Origin of the sequence: Paenibacillus sp. ov031, from assembly GCF_900143165.1 — a bacterium.
Taxonomy (GTDB): Bacteria; Bacillota; Bacilli; order Paenibacillales; family Paenibacillaceae; genus Paenibacillus; species Paenibacillus marchantiae.
This window is the reverse complement of the sequence record NZ_FRDO01000001.1, coordinates 1655844-1675858: the sequence shown is the minus strand read 5'-3', so window position 1 is coordinate 1675858 and position 20015 is coordinate 1655844. Positions and strand designations below refer to the sequence as shown.

Here is a 20015-nt window from a genome sequence, read left to right as displayed (position 1 = left end):
ATGGTATGGCTTATCTTGATCTTATTGAACTTCCCGAAATCGTATTGGTCCAGGAGGACAAAAGCTGGAGCCGCATGGAGTCACAAAGCGGCGTATATACGGATAAGGATATCCGGGTAGAGGTACGTAAGCAGACCGGAAGCCTAGGCGTGAGTCTATCTGCCGATCAGACTCCGGTTAGCCGGATTGCGCTGAGATGGAACCGGGAGATCGGCGAGCATGTTAGACTGCTCGGCGACCACTGGGAGAGATCTTATGGTGATCTGCAATGGGCGGGTATTATGCCAGACCGGGAGATGCCCTGGTATTTCATGGCCCTCCAAGACGGCATCACGCATGGTTACGGCGTGAAGACCGGGCCTGCCTCGCTATGCTGTTGGTTCGTCGACGCCCACTGGGTGACGCTGGTCCTTGATGTGCGATGCGGGGGTACGGGCGTGCTACTGAGTGGTCGCCAGCTCGAGGCGGCTGAAGTGGTCAGCCGTAAGGGAGAGCTTGGAGAGACACCATTTGAGGCAACGCAGGCGTTCTGCCGTGTAATGTGCGAGCAACCGGTGCTGCCGAAATTCCCCGTCTACGGGGGAAACAACTGGTATTATGCCTATGGGCACAGCTCCCATGGACAGATTCTTGAAGACAGCAAGCTGATGTCCTCGCTGGCCACTTCTTCTGTCAATCGTCCATACATGGTCATAGACGACGGTTGGCAGAAAAACTGGGGCAAATTTGCCGCGAGCCGCCATCAGCCATGGCTGCCGGACGAGCAGCTGTTCCCGGATATGGAACAGCTGGCCAGGCAAATGACAGAGACGGGCGTGCGTCCTGGCATGTGGTTCCGCCCGCTGTTGACAACGATGGATTCGCCCAAGGAGTGGCTGCTAAACAATCCATTAGCAAAAGCGGAACAGCCGGAAGGTTACATTCTGGATCCCAGCATTCCGGAGGTGCTGGAGTCCATCGCAGACTATGTAGCCCGTTATACAGGCTGGGGCTACAAGTTGCTGAAGCATGATTTTACAACCTATGATCTGTTTGGTCGTTGGGGCAGCCGCTTTGGCATGGGTATTACCGATGACGGCTGGCATTTCGCCGACCGTTCCAGGACATCTGCAGAGATTATTCTTGCGTTGTACAAGGCGATCAAACGTAATGCTGGAGATACGCTCATTATCGGCTGCAACACACTGTCCCACTTGTCGGCAGGCATCTTTGAAATTCAGCGTACCGGCGACGATACCAGTGGTCTTCAATGGGAACGCACTCGCCGGATGGGGATCAACACCTTGGCCTTCCGAATGCCTCAGCATGACACGCTCTATGCCGTGGACGCTGATTGTGTGGGATTGACTAACAATGTGGATTGGAAAATGAACAGACAGTGGCTGGATGTTCTGTCGCGCAGCGGCACCCCGCTCTTCGTGTCGGCCGATCCCAAAGCCATGGGCAGTGAACAGCGCAAGGCGGTCACCGAAGCCTTTGAACGGGCAGCTATAGCTACAGCAGTCTCTGAGCCATTGGACTGGCTCTCCAATATGGCACCTTCCCGCTGGAAATCGGGTGGGGTAATTTCAGATTATGACTGGACGGATAAGGGGAGTATCGAAGCCTGCTCGGGCTATTTTAGCTGGAACTGATATAGAGGCTGAATTTAAGAATCAGAGGTTGATATAAAGTGCGAATAGAGCATAAGAACCTTTTGAATATGTAGCGTCTTTATTCACAACGTGAACCGCTGATTTTGGCTCAGCCCAAATATAGATAGAATAATAATTAACAACGGAGGATTATGGAAATGAAATCTGACATCACCGCTATCAAGGAGACGATTGAACGTGTAACAAGCAAGCTTTCCCACCGCCCCAAACTGGCGCAGCTGTTCCAGAACTGTTATCCCAACACGCTGGAGACCACCTTTCAGCAACTTGAAGACGGAACGGCTTTTGTAATTACGGGAGATATACCGGCAATGTGGCTGAGAGATTCCTCTGCCCAGGTGCGGCACTATATTGGCGATGCCGTGAAGGACTCCGAACTAGCTGATATGATCAAAGGGGTAATCCGCAAGCAAATGTTTTACATTAATCTGGACCCGTATGCCAATGCGTTCAACCGTGAAGGCAATAATCACGGCCACAAGGACGATATTACCGAACATAATCCTTGGGTGTGGGAACGCAAATACGAGATCGACTCCCTATGTTACCCGATACAGCTGGCGTATCTGTTTTGGAAGGCAACCGGCGATATTGAGATTTTCGACGATGTTTTTCAGGAAGCAGTTTTGAATATCCTCGATCTGTGGACAAAAGAACAGCGCCACGAGCAATCTCCGTACACGTTTGAGCGATTGAACTGCCCGGAGACGGATACGCTGAGTTATGGTGGGCGCGGCACGCCTGTAGCTTATACCGGGATGACCTGGAGCGGCTTCCGTCCAAGCGATGATGCTTGCACTTACGGGTATCTGGTTCCGGCGAATATGTTCGCTGCCGTGGCTCTGCGCTATATTGTGGAGATTAATAAAGATGTACTACGACATCAGGATATCGGCCGCCGGTCCCAGCTGCTGCTGGATGAGATCGAAGAAGGCATTCAGACGTATGCGATCACGGAGCATCCCGTATATGGACGAATCTATGCTTATGAGACGGACGGAATGGGCAACTACAATCTGATGGACGACGCGAATGTGCCCAGCCTGTTGTCCCTTCCTTATCTTGGATATTGCAAGGCCGATGATCCGGTGTACTTGAACACCCGACGGTTTATTCTGAGTAAGGATAATCCCTATTATTTTGCTGGTGAAAAAGCAAAGGGGATTGGCAGTCCGCATACCCCGCATAATTACATCTGGCATATTGCCTTGGCGATGCAAGGGCTGACTACCGAGGACCCTGAAGAGCTGGAACAGTTGCTGGTTCTGCTGGAGACAACAGATGCCGATACCGGGTTTATGCATGAAGGTTTTGATGTCAATGATCCCGGGAAATTCACCAGACCTTGGTTCGCCTGGGCCAACTCCATTTGCAGTGAGCTGATAATGAAATATGTCGATGAAGGAGAATAAGAATCGAGATTCGATCAGGCTCTAATCTCAATTCCAATCTCAACTCTAATCTCAACTCTAATCTCAACCCAGAACCTAAACCTAATACGGACCTTAAGCGGAATCTGTATTGTTTCAGTGGCTCATTTAGAAACTGGGACGGGGATGAATATTTCAGCAGTTCGGACATTTGCAAAATGCTGAATACAAAACAAATTTGGGTGTTTAACAAGTGTGATGAACGGAAGACCATTTTTTGAAACAAAACAGGGCATCTACTGAAGATGCCCTGTTTTGTTGTCATTACATACAGCGAGCTATACGTATGGTTCTCACAGCGTACAGGAAGCACGTTGAAGACTTGTTTTCACCATATCTGTTGAAATTCTATTTTGTTGGTGATATCAATCTTTGTCTCCTGAATTTATACAATATATAGTTTTAATTTTGATATAATAGAAACTTCATGATTTAGATGCTGAAGGGAATGATAGATGAGAATGAGTAGGTGGAATGTTACGTTTTATTCCGTTGTATTTGTATTTGTGCTGGTGATGTTGTGGAAGGAACAATCTGTTTTTCTTATCGTAGGAACGGTGCTGGTGGCCACACTTATTGCGTTTACGATTCACGTTTTGTACCCAATGGCATGGGAAACCCGGATGGACCGTGTGGAAGCTTTTTTACGTAAAAATCATCATACGCCTTATATTTATATTTTTTATGTGACTGCCAACAGACTGGATGATGAAGTCGAGATCACGATGGAAAAACTAAGAAAACAGACGACGATAAAATCGAGGCAAGCAATATATCAGGCAGCTTACGGTGCTTATCGCAAGGACATCACTGCCGTTCGGCAAGCGGTACTCCAGATGCGCAGATCAGATTATCGTACATATTACGAGACGTTTTTGTTTTCGGAGGAAGAGAAGAGTGAGCAAGCAAGGGAGCATCTGAAATCGATTAGAAGACAATGGATGCGATCTGCGATTCTTGCTGAAATAGAACGCAAATTGGGTCGGCGCGAACTGGCTATCCAACACACTAAGGAAGCGATGAATGCGTGCAAAGGTGTACAGCGATACACGTTGACTAAAGAATATGAAAGGTATTATGCAGATGAACAACAAGCACAATAAATGAACTACACTCGCGAAAGGCGTTGTAGTTATTAATAGACTGATGGTGTAATTTACTTTACGGTCGGGAATAAATATCGATGGATATGAAACTGATCAACTTTGAAAGTGGCAATATTGGTGTTATCCCCTTCGTTGTGCAAGATAAGTCCATCTTAAAGATGTCTTTGATCCCTTATCGACTAAAAGGGGGTAATACCAAATTCGGCTGCTTTTTTTGTTAACGGACAGGTTAGAGATTAGCAATCCATAAGAAACAACCCAACTTAAATTATGGTAAAATGTAGTAAATGTAAAATGTAAATATCCCTCTTGAACAAAGGAGAACTGAAAATGAGAAAACTCGTTCTATTTCTGCACGCATCGCTTGACGGTTTTGTAGAAGGGCCGAATGGTGAAATGGACATTGGCTGGGTTTCCTACGATGCTGATTTGGAGAAACACGCGAAAGAAATTCTGAGTACTGCCGACACTGTCATTTGGGGGCGTGGGACTTATCAGATGATGCACAGTTACTGGCCATCTGTACCCTCAAACCCATCAGCTTCGCAGCATGAACGGAATCATGCCGAGTGGATCGAAAACACAGCCAAAATCGTTTTTTCCACGACGCTGGAGAAAGTTGAATGGAATAATTCCAGACTCGTGAAAGAAAATGTCGAGGAAGAGATCAATAACCTCAAACAGCAGCCAGGCAAGGATATGGTCATCCTCGGTAGTCCTAGGTTAGCACACCATCTTATGCAGCTTGATTTAATTGATGAGTATAAGATTACGGTTTCTCCTGTCCTGATCGGTAAAGGATTGCCGTTATTTCAAGGTCTCAAGGAGATGGTCAATCTTAAGCTAATCGAAAACAAGACCTTTGATTCTGGAGCGATAGGCCTCGTTTACCAGACGGTAAGATGACCTTGTCACTTAAGATGATTACGCTAACGGGAATGATAGTTGAATATAACCAGTCTAGTTCAATTAGTGGAGGCAATAAGGGAGGAAATACAAATGGATTTAGGATTAAAGGATAAAATTGCACTAATAACAGGCGGTAGCAAAGGAATTGGACTAGAGACAGCAGTTGTTCTAGCATCGGAAGGCGCAAAGGTGGCAATCGTTGCCCGCAACGAAGAGGCGCTTCAAGCTGCGGCGAAACGTATTAAGCAAACGACAGGGACAGATGCACTGGTCATCTCTGCAGATATTTCAGTAGAAGAAGAGGTACGAGGTGTGGTAGAGCAGACTGTGCAGCATTTCGGTGGATTGGATATTTTGATTAACAATGCTGGAACGGCTGCGGCTAATCCGTTTGAAGAGGTTAGCAGCGAAAGCTGGTATTCAGATCTGGATTTGAAATTGTTAGGAGCAGTCCACAGTTCTAAGGCAGCAGTATCTCATATGCGTCAAAGAGGTGGCGGTTCCATCCTTAATGTGACGGCGACTGTAGGGAAGACACCATCTGCATCATCTTTGCCAACATCAGTCAGTCGGGCGGCAGGACTTGCACTAACGAAGGCCATGAGCAAAGACCTCGCCAAGGACAATATTCGTGTTAACGCCGTGTGCATCGGTCTGATTCGTAGCGATCAGATTGAGCGGATGTGGAAGGCTTCAGCACCAGAGCAGAGTTGGGAGGAGTTCGCTTCTAACCCCATTCACGGTATCCCACTCAAGAGAATAGGTCAAACAGAAGAGGCGGCAAAAGTGATTGCTTTTCTTGTGTCGGGTGCAGCCTCCTATGTAACAGGAACTGCCGTGAACATAGATGGTGGTACATCCTCTGTATTATAAAAATGATATGTAGGGGTATATGTTAATAGTGTGACTCAATAACAAGCCCCAAATTGGGGCTTTTTTTCCTGAAAAATAATGGCAAGGGATAAGAGTTTGTACCGAATGCTGGAATCGATAAGAACATGGTGTCGATTAACGGGAAGAATAACGTAAGTAAGGGAGGTGAAAGTAGCTATGCGTAAAAAAGATAGGAACGTAACAGGTATTGTTTTGGCCGTAATTTACTGTGTTGTTCTTTTTGAGATTTTAATTGACGCACCCCCTGGTGAAGCTCCGAATAATCCGCCTTGGGCCTATGCAATGATTCCACTTGGAGCTGTTGCAATCACCTTTCTCTTTGATTATGTGATCAAGTTCGATTTCTTCAAAAAAAAGAAAGAGTGAAGGGAGTGTTATAAATGACTGGAACCGGTACGTACATGTGTCGGGGGAAAGGTAGATCCCTTTGAAAGTCGCAATTAGCGGCTTTTTTTGTTTTTACGGTACAAGTTCAATGATTAATTCTGAGAATCGTCCAACAAGTCACCATTTTAAAGAAAGTACTAGAATTTCGAAGTGAGGGTAAGGGGCTACAAATAGATTGAACTTGGGGGTAAACAGTGTTACTCTAAAAGTCTGTGTTCGACAATATATTTAATAATAGTCACCATTTTAGTTATAAAGAAAGGTAACACTATGATAAAAGTTGAAAACTTATCCTTCTCATTTCCACAAAAGGAACTATATAAAAACATTTCATTTACGTTTGAAGAGGCACAACATTGTGCTTTTATCGGAACAAGTGGCAGTGGGAAAAGTACACTGATCGATATCCTGATGGATCCGGAACGATATTTGTTCGAGGGCAAGTTAGAGATAGACCCCGATTGCAGAATCGGGTATGTGAGTCAGTTTTTACAAGTAGACAAAACGAAAGAAATGACCGTTTTTGAATATATCGCAGAAGAATTCATCAAGATACAAGATGAAATTACAGCGATTTATGCGGAGATGGCCACCACATCGGATATGGATTCCCTGATGGAAAAGGTTCAATTGGCTTTGGATGCCTTCGAGGCGATGGATGGGGATAATTTCGAAAAAAACATCAATAAACAGTTAAACCTTGCCAACCTCATGAAGCTCAAAGATCTTAGTATATCCGCCATAAGTGGTGGGGAATTCAAACTTATTCAAGTGATGAAGGAAATGCTCAGTCGTCCAGACTTAATGATTATGGACGAACCCGATGTATTTTTAGACTTTGAAAACCTAAATGCGCTTAAAAAACTTATTAATTCCCACAAGGGAATGCTGCTAGTTGTGACGCACAACCGATATCTATTGAATCATTGTTTCAACAAAATTATACACCTTGAAAACACGGAGATCCAAGAGTTTGATGGGCGGTATATCGATTATAACTTCTCGCTGCTTCAGACTAAGATCGAGCTGCAAGAAATTGCGGTTGCTGAAGCTGAAGAAATTGAGAGATACGATCACATCATCGACAATCTTAGAGAGATTGCCACGTATAATTCGGAAGCCTCCAGAGGCAGAGCGTTAAAAGCCAGAGTCAAGTTTCAAGAGAGATTGGAAGCACGTCGAATCAAAGAGCCATTTGTCGATATCAAGCAGCCGAATATCAGTTTTGGTATCGATAAGGAAATGGAAGACACCGTTGTGGTTAACGTTAATAATTATAGCGTTTCCTTTGACGAGTTGCTTTTGGAAAAAGTGAACTTCGAGATCAAATCGACAGATAAAGTAGCCCTGATCGGTCCGAACGGTACCGGGAAAACGACTTTACTCCGAGAAATCTTTAAAAATAATCAGGATTCCATTGAAATAAATGCTGAGGTTAATGTGGCTTATTTATCTCAGGTTCAAGGCGAAATGCTAAAAGATTCGAATACTATACTAAATGAATTCATAGATGCCGGGTTTCAAACCTATGATGAGATTAGATCGTATCTTTCAAACTATGGCTTTGAAGGAGAAATCCTGGATCAAAAGATCGAATCGTTATCTGGCGGAGAAAAAAATATGCTTCAGTTGGCTAAAGTTTCTGCCAGTCAAGCAAACTTACTGCTTCTTGATGAACCGACAAGCCATTTAGATATCTATACACAAATCGCATTGGAGAAAGCTATTGAGGACTACAAAGGTGCGATTCTCATGATTTCTCATGATTTCTATTCTGTTGTTAATGGTATGGATTATGTTTTAATTATTGAGGACAAGACGATTAGTAAAATGAGTATACTAGAATTTAGACAGATGATTTATGCGAGTCATTTTAATGAAGACTATCTAGAAATTGAACAAAAGAAAAAGTCTGTTGAAATGAAAATAGAATTGGCTTTAAAAGATACGAATTTTGAACTTGCAAAAGGTTTGGTCGATGAGCTAGAAGAGCTAATTAAGTTGCTTTAAAGTGAATTAGTCTTGAGTTCAACGATGAAACATGATGTTGGTTGAAAAGTATCCATAAAAAAGACACTGATGAATAAAATATCAGTGTCTTTTTTATTGCATTGATTTCTTGATAGCTCTTGTCGTAGTCAGTGGTTCACTTGGGGTGCTTTTATTTTAGAACAGTAGATAATGATTCTTCCTTCCTATAAAGGACTATTGACTCTTCTCATTAATAGTTTGTTGTTATGAGGATGGAGTCCAACTTTCTGATCCGCATGAGTAACTTTAAGGAATAATTGTAATTCAGATAGGGATAATAAGAGTCGCTCCGTTAAAATAACGAGAATAATCGTTCAATGTTCTCTTCAAAGTTTTGTTGAATATTTACTTTTTTCGGAGCAATCCCATTATTCATGAGTTGCAGATGTCCAAGTACATAACTCAGAAATAATTGTTCATTTTGTTCAATCTTTGATTGATCTTTTGTAATGGCTTTAATAAGTTCAACTAAAATGTTATGCAAATGTTCCATTTGTTGCGAAACGGCTTCGGTATAGCTGAATTCAGCCAGTCCTCCAACCATTTCTGGGAATGTGAGTTTAGATTGTGAATATGAAATTACGCATAATGCAAATTTACGTAACGCGTCTTTTCCAGAGTACGCTAATAATTCATGGTAGATTAAGTCGACCAAGCCCTTTATGTAGATAGCTACAACTCCACTTTTTAAATCCTCCAAATTACTTACATACCGATATAACGACTGTGGCTGAATGGATAATGAACGGGCCAACCCGTTGTAGGTCAGCTTATCAAAGCCCAGTTCACTGCTGATTTTTAAGCCTTGTTCAAGGACAAGTTCTCTTGATAAACTAATTCTCTTTGTCATAATTCCATCCTTTTTTGTTTGCTGACTTGACCAACTCATACCATGAGTATATAGTTCATGTCATGAGTTAGCAATAGTTTTCAAATACTTTTAAAGGAGCGATTTCCAATGAGCAGATTACAAGTTAATGGTGCCAATTTACATTATGAAACAGTGGGCCAAGGTCCTGTTCTCCTCTTTATTCCGGGAGCTAATGGCACTGGGGATATTTATACGGGCACCGCAAAATTTCTACAAAGCCGATATACTGTGGTAACATATGACCGCCGCGGCTACGGACAGAGTGAATTAACATCACCGTTGCCAGAAGATGCTCACAATCCACATAGCACGTACCGTCTTGAAACCGACGCTAATGATGTAGCTGCTTTGGCAAAACATCTAAGTGATGAACCTATATATATTTTAGGCAGCAGTTCAGGAGCAATTGTCGCAATGGAAACCTTGCAAGACCATCCTGATATTGTTAAAAAAATTGCATTCCATGAACCGCCTATTAACACATTTTTGGCTGATTCCGCAGAATGGGCAGCAATGAATGATAAAATAGTTGAAACTTTTCAAACAGAGGGAATGGCAGCAGCCATGAAACTATTCGCTGAAGTTATGCATACCGTTCCGATGGATACCCAGATGATGGCTAAGCCAGCAGTTTCGATTGAAAAAGTTGATAATCCCGTGGTTAAAGGAATGGTTGATTGGTTCAAATATGAAATTCGCCAATATACTAGCCGTAAAATCGATATCAACAAGCTGACCGATCAAAAAGCTAAAATTGTCTTATTTAATGGAACAGATTCCGTTGGCTCCTTTCCTCAAGATGTAGTCAAAGACTTATCCGAGAAACTTGGTTTACCGATTCACTCCATCGCAGGCGCTCATTTAGGCTATGCTCAAAAGCCGCAGGAATTTGCTCACACTTTAGAAGAATTATTTGTTTAATGTAAGAAGCGGTGAAAAGCTGTCAAAGTGAATTTGAGAGTAGAGCACTGAGAAGGATATGTTAAAAGGGGTTGATGAGCAATCATCCGTCCCTTTAATATCGTGGTTTAAGGCAAGCTGGCTGTCTTCAAAGTTTCCCTACACAGCGTCAACTATGTGCCGATCATTGGCATATAAGTGTAGAGTTTCATATTAATACTGTTCTTTTAAGTAACCAGTCGCCGTAATCCTACCGGTGGCTGGTTATTTAGTTTCGCAAGAATTCGACAATAGTTCTGATTCCCCGCGCTATCGGTTAGTATTCACATTCCTTACGACCCATGATTAATGTCAAAATCAGATTCTCTGGGTGAATTATTTTTTTAAACCAGCTGCGAAGAAGGGACCATTAACCGAAATGGTTGTTAGGATACGAGCCATTTCAAGAGGAGATTCTTTTGTGCCACTTTCCAACCTTTGTTGAAATACCCCTATTATCGCACTTCCCATATAAGCAGCTAAATATTGTCCTGCAACAAGGAAATCTTCTTCCTTTAAAAAAGCATTTGGATTGTTTCCATAGAGTGTTTCCCACATGAATTCTTTCAATCTGGTTTGAAATGTTAAATCTCCATTTAGACCTAACACGGCTTTCATAAATCCGCTATTTATATTTAAATACTCAAAAAATGAATAGTAAAGGTAAATGGCATTAACGTTTCTGAATCAGTTTCAAGTGCGGAAATAACACTTGGGTAGCTTTCTTTCGTAAGTCTGGACAAATCAAGCATAATTTCCTCTTCGCATTTTGTCATTAAATCAAATTTGTCTTGATAGTGAGCATAAGGTCACAATATACGTCAGCAGAGGTTCAGAACGAATCCACACTGACCTTTAATGCCGAGCTTGGTCAGACTGCAAACAGTGATTTACGGTTTAGATTTACCGCCAACGAGGACATGGAGATCACCGGAAATATGAAGCTCAAGCTCTGGGTCTCCACCGATGACACGGATGATATGGATCTTTTTGTCGGCATTAAGAAATTCGACAGACGGGGTAATGAAGTATTCTTGCCTGACTTCAACCATATTGAAAACGGTCAGGTGGCTAGTGGATGGTTAAGAGTTTCCCATAGAGAGCTGGATCCTGTGAAATCTACGCCATATCAGCCTGTACTGAAGCACAAGAGATTATTGAAGCTTACTAAAGGTGAGATCGTGCCGGTAGAAATTGAAATATTGCCTTCAAGCGTCTTCCTCAAAAGTGGGGAAAGTCTGGTGCTGGTTATAAAAGGTAGTGATATCATTATCGATGACAACCCAACAGGTTCAAGGGGTTATGGGCACACCGATACAGTGAACAAAGGAACTCATTCCATTCATGTCGGTGGAAAGTATGATTCATTCCTTTTGGTACCGGTGATTCCTTCGAAAGAGTAGTGAAAGCCCTGATTAATGAACCCATATTTATTTTGGGCAGAAGTTCTTGAAAAGAATCTATGTAGAAATGATTATCTTGAAAATTGAATATTCATTCTTTAAAGTTTGTTATAGTTCGCCTATCCTGATCCATATAAAATAGAAGCACCAACCATGAAAGCGTTTTATAAGTTGAAAGGCTGTTAATGTAGTTGATTTTCACGAATGACTTATGCCAATTGACTTATAACGATTGCTTGAAGGTTGGAATCAGTGATGGAGGTGTATGATGAAAAGAAAGGCATGGTACACATTAATTATGTCAGGATTCGTTTCTTTATTCTTTTCCGTAAGCGCTTTCGCCGGGTATGTGTTCTGGGAGCCATTAAGTTACTTCAACCCGAGTACGTGGCAAAAAGCAGACGGTTACTCCAATGGTTCAATGTTCAATTGTACTTGGCGGGCTAACAATGTTAATTTTACGAGTGACGGTAAACTCAGGCTCGGCTTAACAAGTTCTGCATACAACAAATTCGATTGCGGGGAATATCGATCAACCAACAATTATGGATATGGTTTGTACGAGGTGAGCATGAAGCCTGCGAAGAATACGGGAATCGTTTCTTCTTTCTTCACCTATACAGGGCCTGCAAATGGCACGCAGTGGGATGAGATTGATATTGAATTCCTGGGAAAAGACACTACGAAAGTCCAGTTCAATTATTATACGAACGGAGTCGGCGGTCATGAGAAGATTATTAATCTTGGCTTTGATGCGTCCCAAGGCTTCCACACGTATGCTTTCGATTGGCAACCAGGTTATATCAAATGGTATGTGGACGGTGTGCTGAAACATACTGCAACGTCCAACATTCCCATTACACCCGGCAAAATCATGATGAACCTCTGGAACGGAACTGGCGTTGACGACTGGCTTGGTCCATATAACGGGGCTAATCCGCTCTACGCTGAATACGATTGGGTGAAATATACGAGTAACTAGAATCACATGAAGAAGCAGCCGTTCGTCAGGCTGCTTTTTTTTGTATCTCAAGAGGATTGCATTTATACAAGATTCATATCCATTTTCCAATATCCTAAATTAATGCAATAAATGTTGCAATATTAGTATGGGCTTATACATCGATTATTCATTATGATGTACTCTGTAAACAACATTACATAGACAGGGGGAAACAAAGGTTGGACACTAGCAAAAAGAAACGAATAGGTAGTTTGGCGCTGGCAGGGATGTTCGCGTTGTCAGCCGTCCTGAGTGGATGCAGTAGCAGCGGGCCGAGCAAAGAAGCTGAGCCAAGTGCACCAAGTACTGCATTGGAATTGAAGGATGGAAAATATGATCCGCCAGTGAGCATCACATATTTGCGGCCGTGGGGACCAGATGTGAAGTTCAAGTCGGGAGAGGATCAGGACAACAACGTTCATACCCGATGGGCAAAAGACAAGCTGGGGATTGAACTGAAAAATCAGTGGGTATCTCCGTCCACCAATAACGCTTTTGAAACGAAGCTGCGTCTGTCGCTTGCTTCCAATGCAGAAATGCCAGACATTATTTCGTATCGCGGCGAGTTCAATCTGGTGCGTGAGTTGATCGAAACCGGCAAGTTTGTCGATGCCGGCGAATTATTTGATAAATATGCGAGCGATGCATGGAAATCAGCTGTGAATGAAGATCCTTCCGTGTGGTATCCTTACATGCAGGACGGTAAACGAATCGGTATTCCCATTCTGGATTATGCTTACAACGGAGACCCAGTCATGTGGGTTCGGGAAGACTGGATGAAGAAATTTAATCTGAAGGCACCCGAAACATTAAGTGATCTTGAGGTTATTATGGAAACGTTTACAAATAAAGACCCGGATGGAAACGGAAAAAAGGATACGTTCGGACTGACGATCGGATTCAAGAACTGGATAAATACTTGGATGTCTGATGCAGGCTGGATTTTTGGAGCTTATGGCACGATGCCGAATCAGTGGAACCTGACCGCAGACGGAAAGCTCGAATACGGCTCGGTGACGCCAGGCGCCAAAGAGGCTCTTGCTACATTGCAAGATTGGATGAGCAAGGGGTATATTCCTGAAGAAGCGGGCGTATATGATGAGACCAAGGCTGCTGAAGAGTTTACTGCAGGCAAAGCAGGTATCGTCGTGGGGCCTCACTGGATGCCGTCATGGCCGCTGGAGGACGTGAAGAAAAATAATCCTGAAGCTGAATACAAGGCGTATCCGATTCCGGCCGGACCTGAGGGCAAAGCAGGCAGACATGGTACATCTAATGGTAACGGCGTGATCCTGATTAACAAGGATATGAAGAACCCGGAAACATTTTTCACGTACCAAAATTATCTGTTTGATCATTATGCCAATCCGCCGGAGGGCGATGAATTCGAACATGGCTTCGCCGAAGGATATGATTGGGTAATGGTAGATGGTAAACCTTCTACGGATGCAAGCCTTACAGACGGTTATGCTCCTGAGAAATACACGTTGACCTTTGACGGAGCACGAATTCCGAATTTGAGCATGACAACGCTCGCGAAGCTTGCCGGCGGCGAAGAGGCCACGACGCCTTTCGAGAAAAAAATCAATTCTGGAGTACCGGCACCGATGCTGGAGGCAGCCAAGATTGTTTTGGATCAAAAGGACATTGTTTACAGCCAGATGTTCACTGGCGCTCCTACGATGACCATGCAGATGAACAATGATATATTAGCCAAGATGGAGAAGGACATGTTTGCTCAAATTATCTATGGCAAAACTTCGATTGACGCATTTGACTCCTTTGTTGAGAAGTGGAAATCTTCTGGCGGGGATCAGATCACGCAGGAAGTGAACGAGTGGTATCAGTCTGTAACCAGCGGAAAATAAGAACGAATAAAACACCGCATTTTTGTAAACGCGCTAAACAACTTGAAGAGGCATTGCTGGAGAAGATCTCCGGCAATGCCTTTTTTGGAGATACGTCATGAAAAGCGGCTAAGATAGCAAATGGACGGGACGATGTTAGGTTCAGACGGGTAGATTCTCCCTGTATTCTTGCGGAGTAAGGTCATAGAACTTTTTGAAAACACGTATGAAATATGCAGTATTGTTATATCCGACAAGATCGGCTACTTCGAATACCTTCGCGCCTGACGTCCGCAAATAATAGGCCGCTTTTTCCATTCGTAATCGATATACATATGCTGTAAGAGCTTCTCCAGTCTCTGCCTTATAGACTTTGGATAAGTAAACAGGATGCAGGTGAACATGATCTGCAATCGCTGGCAAGGATACGTCTGAAGCCAGGTGCAGGTCCACAAAGCTTTTGACACTGCGGACGATGGTGCTGTGATTGTCCTTCAGCTCTTGTTCAGCATCTTCGCTTATGTAATGGAGTGTCCGGATGGACCAGTCTTTCAACTGCTGTGCGGTACCATAACTTGGTGCTTGAAAATACCGATATGTTTCAGCGGGCAGGAGGGTAGAGATCTGCTTCCCGTTTTTGTGGATTATATAAGCAAAGGCCCCGGCTAAGGCATGGTACACTTCAATCGTCGTCTCCACGATATCATGATGCTCTCCCGAATGCAGCAGCTCTTCAAAAATCACCTCGATTTTCTGTTCCACATCGTCGAAACGTCCGGCTTCCAACAGACTAATGAGTGTTGGCGGCTTGTAGAGAGAACGGATTGCTGGCAGTGGATGGACATCCGTTTCATCCGAAGCCGTCACGAACAAACCTTGTGTTTGACCCATCCGCTTTCGCATGGACCTTACGGCACCCTCATATATTTCTCCAATTTCGTAAGGAAACTTGCCCCAACGGGAAACCGAGATGGAGATGGCGCCTTTCAAGTACAACTGCACGTTCGTTTGAATTTGGGCCGCATAATGCTCCAGCAGCGTTTGCGGCTTCTCATCCTTGTTAAAATTCTTGGCGCCGGAATGTTTGACGCTGACCAGGACGACAAGATAATCATGAACATCTCGTGTGTGCCAGATATGAAAATGATTATGCGTCACTTCGCTAATGATATTGCATATGGCATATTCCATTAATGAGAGGTCGCTGTGTGCCATTTCGGACAAGTGTTCCTCCATACGTATGACCAGCATACCTAGATCTTCATCAATCGAGTAGGGTAGTTCCAGCAGCTCGAGCTTGTCTGCCAGCACTGCCGAGGAATAGGTTTTACCCGTCAGCAATTCATGAAGCATAGTGGATTGCAATAAAGGCAGGTTATCCTGAAAAGCATTTAATGCCCGTTGGTATGACGCCGCGGTTTCCCACTTTTTCTTGATCCGGTCCACGAGACGCTGCATGGTTTCGATCAGGTCTTCATCGCTCACCGGTTTCAGCAAATAATCAAAGCTTTCTTTAGCAATAGCCTGCTTCGCATATTCAAAATCGGCGTATCCTGACAAAAGGATGGTCTGCACATGCGGCCACCGTTCGTGGATTGCCGTAATAAGGGCGATACCAGACATCTCAGGCATACGTATGTCCGTAATTACGATATCTATGTCGTGATTCTCCATAATCTCGAGCGCTACATCACCAGATAACGCTTCGTGGACTACACTGATTCCGCAGCTTTCCCATGGAATGGTTTCGGCTAATGTTTCCACGACTGAACGTTCATCGTCGACTAATAAAATCTGTAACATGAGTGTCACCTACTCGTTGGTATTGTCGTGCCATGTGATGCTGACTTTCACTCCGCCCATGGTCGAATGCTCATAATTCAGTCCTGCTCCTTCACCGTACAGAAAATACAAACGTTGATGGACATTCCAGGTGCCACAACCCATGTTTCCGTCGAGCGGTTTGTGAAGATTGCTCCTCAATTGATCGAGTTGGTCATCGGTCATACCAAGACCACTGTCTTCGACCGTTATCGTATACATTTCGTTCTTGTAAATTGCATGAATGCTGATCTCGCCGTTTTCTATTCGGGGCTCAATCCCGTGAATGATAGCGTTCTCAATAATGGGCTGGAGCGTCAACCTGGGCACGGTCCTATCTAAAATATCATGGGGCACGTCGATTGTAAAATGCATTCGTTCCAACCTTAGCGATTGGATCTCCAGATAGTTTTTGACCATCGTCAGTTCTTCCTTGATCGTTGCTTGATCATTCTCAGACCTTGTTATGTATCGATAATACTCGCCCAGATTCAGAGCCATTGCTACGACTGCTTTTTCATTTTTCATCCTGGCCATGTTCTTGATGTAGAAGAGGCAATTGTAGAGAAAATGCGGGTTAATCTGAGATTGAAGCTGTTTCAGCGTGGCTTCGCGACTCCTCAATTTTTCTTCGTACACATTCTCAATCAACTCCTGGATTCGTTGTGCCATGATGTTGAATCGTGCAAACAACAGGCTGAATTCATTGCGTGAGGAATGATGCAGGCGAACGGAAAAGTCTCCGGTCGACAATCGATTCGTTCCTTTCACCAATTGAAGAAGTGGGAGTTGCACACTCCGATACAGCACATACAACACAACAACGCTCATGGCGATCAGAACAGCAATTGATGCGTAAAAAAGGTTACGGCTGCTCGTAATCGGTCTTAGGATCTGCTGCATAGGAACATAGTCTACATAGTACCATCCCAGACTGTCGGATTGAATATACGAGACATAGTATTCCGTTTGATTCATCTTGGTGGTGAATCCTCCTTTTGCCTGTAAATTCGCCTCTTGCAGCTTGAACTGGACAGCATTCAGGGTGTCCTTTCCGCTGCTGTTGGTGATTAAGCCGAACTCAGGATGAAACATGAAGGGATCACCTTTGTTGTTTAATTTGTTCTGATCCAGCATGGCAGTTAAGTGACGCACAGGGAAGCTGATTTTGGTAATTAATCTGGCCTTGCCCGGCTTGCCAATCGCTGTAGTTGGCTCCGTAGTATACCACTCAAACTGATTATGGGTATACGTCCATGACTTCGAGAGCGGTTCTGTAAATTCATCTTCCCTGTACGGGATGAATGCATAATAGTCCGTTGAAATCACTTTATGCAGACGCGGAAAATACAACGTGATAGTCGAATGCCATTTGCTGGCCGCGTTGTAGAGATTCATTTTTTCCAAAATGGCACTTCCGACTTTGACACGTTCATAGGGGACATCCTTGTAATCCGGGCGCTGGTACTCCTGAATGCTGGAATCCTGTCCGATAGACATTCCGTAGAGGGATAGTTGGTATATATTGGATTCTACAGAATCGGCAAAGGTTGACAAGTGATTCATGGTGTTGTTCTGAATCTCGTGTTTGATAACACGCACGCTTTCTCTGTTGGAGTATGTGTAGAGAAACAGAACCAGAATAAGCAGTATCACAAACAGCAGCGTAATTTTGGTAAAGACATTCAAACGGGTGAGCAACGTTCAACCTCCTCAACTTATTAAAATATTGTTATCGTTGTTGCAATATTAGGATATAGATCGCTAATGACCGTTGCTATAATTTTAATATACAAGTTCCTGGGGACTTGTAAAATATAAATTTTTAGAACATGGGGGATGTTGGGGTGAAGGAACATACGATAGAAACGCCGAGCAAGCGGCGGGCCATCAAGGTAAAAAAGCGCTGGAATATACAACGAAATTGGTCCTTGCATATGATGCTCGTTCCGGCGGTTTTGCTGGCCGTAGTATTTCAGTACATACCAATGGGTGGGATTGTTATCGCTTTCCAGGATTTCAAACCCTACCTTGGATTTTCAGAATCCAAATGGGTGGGTTGGGACAATTTTAAATATTTGTTTTTATATCCCGATGTCGGCCAAGTAATCTGGAACACCTTAATCATTGCTTTTTTCAAAATTGTCGCAGGATTGGTCGCACCATTTCTTTTCGCAATCTTGTTAAACGAAGTCCGTTTGGTCGCTTTTAAAAGAGTAAGCCAAACACTCGTTTATCTGCCTCACTTCCTCTCTTGGGTTATCTTGGGCGGGATTTTGCTTGACATCCTTTCTCCGCAAGGAGGCATGGTGAACAGGCTTATTGTTGCACTGGGAGGGGACCCGATATTTTTCCTGGGGGATGGGACATGGTTTCGCATAACACTTATAATTAGTGATATTTGGAAAGAATTCGGCTTTGGAACAATCGTGTTTTTGGCCTCTCTCGCAGGAATAAATCCTTCATTGTATGAAGCAGCAGAAGTGGATGGAGCCAACCGGTTCAAGCAGACTCTGCATATTACCATTCCTGCGCTGATGCCGATCACCATAGTACTTATGACACTCTCCATCGGAAACATTCTGAATGCGGGATTCGATCAGGTGTTCAACCTGTACAATCCACTTGTTTATGACAAAGGAGACATTATCGATACCTTCGTATATCGACTCGGTATCCTGAACGGCAAGATGAGTTTTGCCACAGCGGTAGGGTTGTTCAAATCCGTGGTTGCAACCATTTTGATTGTTATCTCATACCGACTCGCTTATAAAATGGCTAACTACCGAGTGTTCTAGAGAGGAGAAAAGGGATTGTATTACAAAACAAAAGGGTATCGAATATTCAGTGTTGCCAATTATATTTTTCTCGGAGTGTTATCGCTGCTCTGCATATTACCTATCATTCATATTTTGGCTGTTTCGTTCAGCAGCATGGCACCGGCCTCTTCCAATCTGGTCAGCTTCTGGCCCATCGGGTTTACGACTGATGCCTATGTGAAGACGTTTGGCAATTCGAACTTTATCAACTCCTTGATGGTCTCGGTCAAACGTACTGTAATTGCTACCATTATCGGGATGGTCATTATGCTGATTACGGCCTTTCCGTTATCAAAGGAAGATATTAGTTTTAAGGGTCGCTCGATGTACACGTGGTTCTTTGTTTTCACGATTTTATTCAGCGGCGGTCTTATACCGAGTTATATTCTGATCCAGAAACTAGGTTTGATGGATACGATCTGGGCGCTTATTCTGCCGGGAGCATTGTCCGTGTGGAATGTCATACTCATGATGAACTTCTTTCGGGGGTTGCCAAAAGAATTGGAGGAGGCGGCTTATCTGGATGGCGCGGGTCATATCAAAACCCTGGTGTTGGTCTACATCCCGCTGTCCCTTCCGGCAATCGCCACACTGTCCTTGTTCACCATGGTGTATCAATGGAACTCCTGGTTCGACGGCATGATCTATATGTCGGATGTTAAAAATTATCCACTAGCTTCGCTGCTTCAGACGATTATCGTGCAACAAGACCTCAGTAAAATCAATGTGGACCCGTCCATGCTGGAGAACGTCTCCCAGCGTACGGTTCGCGCGGCACAGATCTTTATCGGCGCATTGCCTATTTTGCTGGTCTATCCATTTTTGCAACGCTTTTTCGTGAAAGGAATCGTCATTGGGGCAGTGAAAGAATAGTACTGACTGGCAATGACAATACGATGA

At 43.8% G+C, this 20015-nt stretch carries 16 protein-coding genes and 1 pseudogene; 13 read left to right on the top strand and 4 right to left on the bottom strand.

The features are described from left to right. Window positions 1-5: 5 nt before the first annotated feature. The 7 genes from BUA17_RS07120 (at window position 6) to BUA17_RS07090 (ending at window position 8391) form a co-directional block, all read left to right on the top strand. On the top strand, window positions 6-1634 hold the full coding sequence (locus BUA17_RS07120) for an alpha-amylase family protein (RefSeq protein ID WP_090806720.1): 1629 nt from the start codon (window positions 6-8) through the stop codon (window positions 1632-1634). A 152-nt stretch (window positions 1635-1786) separates the two neighbouring features. Further along, the gene (locus BUA17_RS07115) at window positions 1787-3067 is read left to right on the top strand and encodes a glycoside hydrolase family 125 protein (RefSeq protein ID WP_090950513.1); all 1281 of its coding nucleotides are present in this window, start codon (window positions 1787-1789) and stop codon (window positions 3065-3067) included. A 473-nt stretch (window positions 3068-3540) separates the two neighbouring features. Then, window positions 3541-4188: a hypothetical protein gene (locus BUA17_RS07110; RefSeq protein ID WP_072733060.1), complete on the top strand. Its 648-nt coding sequence runs from the start codon at window positions 3541-3543 to the stop codon at window positions 4186-4188. Window positions 4189-4521: 333 nt separating this feature from the next. Continuing rightward, window positions 4522-5097, top strand: coding sequence for a dihydrofolate reductase family protein (locus BUA17_RS07105; protein WP_072733059.1), 576 nt, complete (start codon window positions 4522-4524; stop codon window positions 5095-5097). Between the two features lie 93 nt (window positions 5098-5190). After that, entirely contained in the window at window positions 5191-5973 is a 783-nt protein-coding gene (locus BUA17_RS07100) for an SDR family NAD(P)-dependent oxidoreductase (protein ID WP_072733058.1), read from the top strand. Between the two features lie 177 nt (window positions 5974-6150). Beyond that, window positions 6151-6360, top strand: a complete 210-nt coding sequence (locus tag BUA17_RS07095; RefSeq protein WP_063563765.1) for a hypothetical protein — start codon at window positions 6151-6153, stop codon at window positions 6358-6360. Window positions 6361-6651: 291 nt separating this feature from the next. Then, window positions 6652-8391: an ABC-F family ATP-binding cassette domain-containing protein gene (locus BUA17_RS07090; RefSeq protein WP_072733057.1), complete on the top strand. Its 1740-nt coding sequence runs from the start codon at window positions 6652-6654 to the stop codon at window positions 8389-8391. 313 nt (window positions 8392-8704) lie between these two features. Here the strand turns inward: BUA17_RS07090 and BUA17_RS07085 are convergent, their stop codons facing one another. Next, window positions 8705-9262: a TetR/AcrR family transcriptional regulator gene (locus BUA17_RS07085; protein ID WP_072733056.1), complete on the bottom strand. Its 558-nt coding sequence runs from the start codon at window positions 9260-9262 to the stop codon at window positions 8705-8707. 108 nt (window positions 9263-9370) lie between these two features. Between BUA17_RS07085 and BUA17_RS07080 the strand changes: the two genes are divergently transcribed. Continuing rightward, window positions 9371-10204, top strand: coding sequence for an alpha/beta fold hydrolase (locus BUA17_RS07080; protein ID WP_072733055.1), 834 nt, complete (start codon window positions 9371-9373; stop codon window positions 10202-10204). Between the two features lie 354 nt (window positions 10205-10558). Here the strand turns inward: BUA17_RS07080 and BUA17_RS31565 are convergent, their stop codons facing one another. Continuing rightward, window positions 10559-10840, bottom strand: a complete 282-nt coding sequence (locus BUA17_RS31565) for a TetR-like C-terminal domain-containing protein (protein WP_244552088.1) — start codon at window positions 10838-10840, stop codon at window positions 10559-10561. A gap of 263 nt (window positions 10841-11103) precedes the next feature. Here BUA17_RS31565 and BUA17_RS07070 point away from each other — a divergent pair. From BUA17_RS07070 to BUA17_RS07060, 3 genes and pseudogenes are all read left to right on the top strand, one after another. Continuing rightward, window positions 11104-11625, top strand: a pseudogene (locus BUA17_RS07070) (CocE/NonD family hydrolase C-terminal non-catalytic domain-containing protein); the annotation flags it as partial. Between the two features lie 268 nt (window positions 11626-11893). Then, entirely contained in the window at window positions 11894-12607 is a 714-nt protein-coding gene (locus BUA17_RS07065; RefSeq protein ID WP_063563771.1) for a beta-glucanase, read from the top strand. Between the two features lie 200 nt (window positions 12608-12807). Continuing rightward, complete coding sequence (locus BUA17_RS07060) at window positions 12808-14496, top strand: extracellular solute-binding protein (RefSeq protein ID WP_083584605.1); 1689 nt, start codon at window positions 12808-12810, stop codon at window positions 14494-14496. A gap of 141 nt (window positions 14497-14637) precedes the next feature. Here the strand turns inward: BUA17_RS07060 and BUA17_RS07055 are convergent, their stop codons facing one another. Next, a complete protein-coding gene (locus BUA17_RS07055; RefSeq protein WP_072733053.1) occupies window positions 14638-16278 on the bottom strand; it encodes a response regulator in 1641 nt (546 codons plus the stop codon). 9 nt (window positions 16279-16287) lie between these two features. Next, window positions 16288-17997, bottom strand: a complete 1710-nt coding sequence (locus tag BUA17_RS07050; RefSeq protein WP_072733052.1) for a sensor histidine kinase — start codon at window positions 17995-17997, stop codon at window positions 16288-16290. 236 nt (window positions 17998-18233) lie between these two features. Between BUA17_RS07050 and BUA17_RS07045 the strand changes: the two genes are divergently transcribed. Next, the gene (locus tag BUA17_RS07045) at window positions 18234-19094 is read left to right on the top strand and encodes an ABC transporter permease (protein WP_063563969.1); all 861 of its coding nucleotides are present in this window, start codon (window positions 18234-18236) and stop codon (window positions 19092-19094) included. Window positions 19095-19109: 15 nt separating this feature from the next. Continuing rightward, entirely contained in the window at window positions 19110-19988 is an 879-nt protein-coding gene (locus tag BUA17_RS07040; protein ID WP_063563774.1) for a carbohydrate ABC transporter permease, read from the top strand. Window positions 19989-20015 lie beyond the last annotated feature (27 nt).

Coding starts and splice junctions, on each gene's coding strand:
- BUA17_RS07120 (WP_090806720.1), top strand. CDS start 6: ATGGCTTATCTTGATCTTATTGAACTTCCCGAAATCGTATTGGTCCAG.
- BUA17_RS07115 (WP_090950513.1), top strand. CDS start 1,787: ATGGAAATGAAATCTGACATCACCGCTATCAAGGAGACGATTGAACGT.
- BUA17_RS07110 (WP_072733060.1), top strand. CDS start 3,541: ATGAGAATGAGTAGGTGGAATGTTACGTTTTATTCCGTTGTATTTGTA.
- BUA17_RS07105 (WP_072733059.1), top strand. CDS start 4,522: ATGAGAAAACTCGTTCTATTTCTGCACGCATCGCTTGACGGTTTTGTA.
- BUA17_RS07100 (WP_072733058.1), top strand. CDS start 5,191: ATGGATTTAGGATTAAAGGATAAAATTGCACTAATAACAGGCGGTAGC.
- BUA17_RS07095 (WP_063563765.1), top strand. CDS start 6,151: ATGCGTAAAAAAGATAGGAACGTAACAGGTATTGTTTTGGCCGTAATT.
- BUA17_RS07090 (WP_072733057.1), top strand. CDS start 6,652: ATGATAAAAGTTGAAAACTTATCCTTCTCATTTCCACAAAAGGAACTA.
- BUA17_RS07085 (WP_072733056.1), bottom strand. CDS start 9,262: ATGACAAAGAGAATTAGTTTATCAAGAGAACTTGTCCTTGAACAAGGC.
- BUA17_RS07080 (WP_072733055.1), top strand. CDS start 9,371: ATGAGCAGATTACAAGTTAATGGTGCCAATTTACATTATGAAACAGTG.
- BUA17_RS31565 (WP_244552088.1), bottom strand. CDS start 10,840: ATGAAAGCCGTGTTAGGTCTAAATGGAGATTTAACATTTCAAACCAGA.
- BUA17_RS07065 (WP_063563771.1), top strand. CDS start 11,894: ATGAAAAGAAAGGCATGGTACACATTAATTATGTCAGGATTCGTTTCT.
- BUA17_RS07055 (WP_072733053.1), bottom strand. CDS start 16,278: ATGTTACAGATTTTATTAGTCGACGATGAACGTTCAGTCGTGGAAACA.
- BUA17_RS07045 (WP_063563969.1), top strand. CDS start 18,234: ATGATGCTCGTTCCGGCGGTTTTGCTGGCCGTAGTATTTCAGTACATA.